Here is a 1,186-nt window from a genome sequence, read left to right as displayed (position 1 = left end):
TGCCCTACCTGATCCTGAGCGGTCTTGCCGCTGAGCAAACCAAGGCCTACGCCGAGGAGCGTGTTCGATTTGTTGTAAGGCGTGTCGTTGCCGGCAAACCAGTTGCCCATGGTGGGGAAAGGCGGGAGAGCCATGATCTACCTCGTGTTGCTAATTTGCATAGCAATGATAAAATGCGAACGCGCCGAAGGCCTGGCAGCCAACGACGCGCTCTAACCACACCGATCACGGAAGGATCGAAGAATGGCTGAACTGACGTTCGCAGAAATTTCCAAGCTTCTCAAGTATGACCCGGAGAACGGTAAGCTGTTTTGGCTGCCGAGGCCTGCCGAATTGTTCGCCTCGCGTCACCCTAAACGATCCGCCGATTACAGCGCCCAACGCTGGAATTCTAGACTTGCCGGGAAAGAAGCTCTGAACTCCGTAAACGCCAGAGGCTACCTTTCAGGCAGTATTTTCAACAGGAACTATAAGGCGCACCGCGTAGCGTGGGTCTTAGCCACCGGCGGTTGGCCAGCCGACCAGATTGACCACATAAACGGCAACAAGACAGACAACAGAATTGTGAATCTGAGATCCGTTACAAACTCCGACAACTGCAAAAACAAACGCATAATCAAGTCAAATACGAGTGGCGTTTGCGGAGTGTCTTGGTTCGCAAGAAGTAGAAAGTGGCACGCGAGGATTGAGGTAAACGGCAAGACCGTGAACCTCGGATATTTCGACTGCTTAGACGATGCTGCCCGAGTGCGGAAACAGGCAGAGATTGATAATGGCTTCCATGCAAACCACGGCGGCGCCTAAAAGAAAGAGCCTAGCAAACCGGCGCCGGTGCTGGCGTACCCAAGCCCGGTGAGGAATGGATTTTGTCCGGGAGCCGATTGCGTGGTGGACCCGCCTAGCTGGCCAGCACCCGAGGCGATAGCCTGCATTCTTGCTAGATTCTCCCACGGCTTTTGCTGGTGTTCATTGAAAATCCTGAGCTTGTCGTTCATTTGGCGGGTAGCAAGGTCTTCTTGCATGGCTCCAACTTTCATCAAATCCTGGGCTGGTGCTTGCATGCCGCTGTAGGCTTGCCCCAGTTGGCCAAACCCTTGGCTCGCCATGTTAAAGGCGTTCGAGTTCGCCGCATCCTTGCGCTGCTGGAACGCCTGATACTGCCGAGCCCCAAGGTCGCCGATCGTGT

At 54.6% G+C, this 1,186-nt stretch carries 1 protein-coding gene and 1 pseudogene; one reads left to right on the top strand and one right to left on the bottom strand.

The genetic code is table 11. The features are described from left to right. The first annotated feature begins 243 nt into the window (after nucleotides 1–243). Nucleotides 244–804, top strand: a complete 561-nt coding sequence (locus tag G9X67_RS34650; protein ID WP_246705492.1) for an HNH endonuclease — start codon at nucleotides 244–246, stop codon at nucleotides 802–804. On the opposite strand, the pseudogene G9X67_RS34645 reads toward G9X67_RS34650, so the two are convergent. After that, nucleotides 801–1,186 (bottom strand): annotated as a pseudogene (locus G9X67_RS34645) (hypothetical protein); the annotation flags it as partial. The gene G9X67_RS34650 and the pseudogene G9X67_RS34645 overlap by 4 nt on opposite strands.

This window comes from Rhizobium sp. WYCCWR 11152 (genome assembly GCF_013087615.1).
Lineage (GTDB): Bacteria > Pseudomonadota > Alphaproteobacteria > Rhizobiales > Rhizobiaceae > Rhizobium > Rhizobium indicum.
This window is presented reverse-complemented; position numbering and strand designations above follow the sequence as displayed.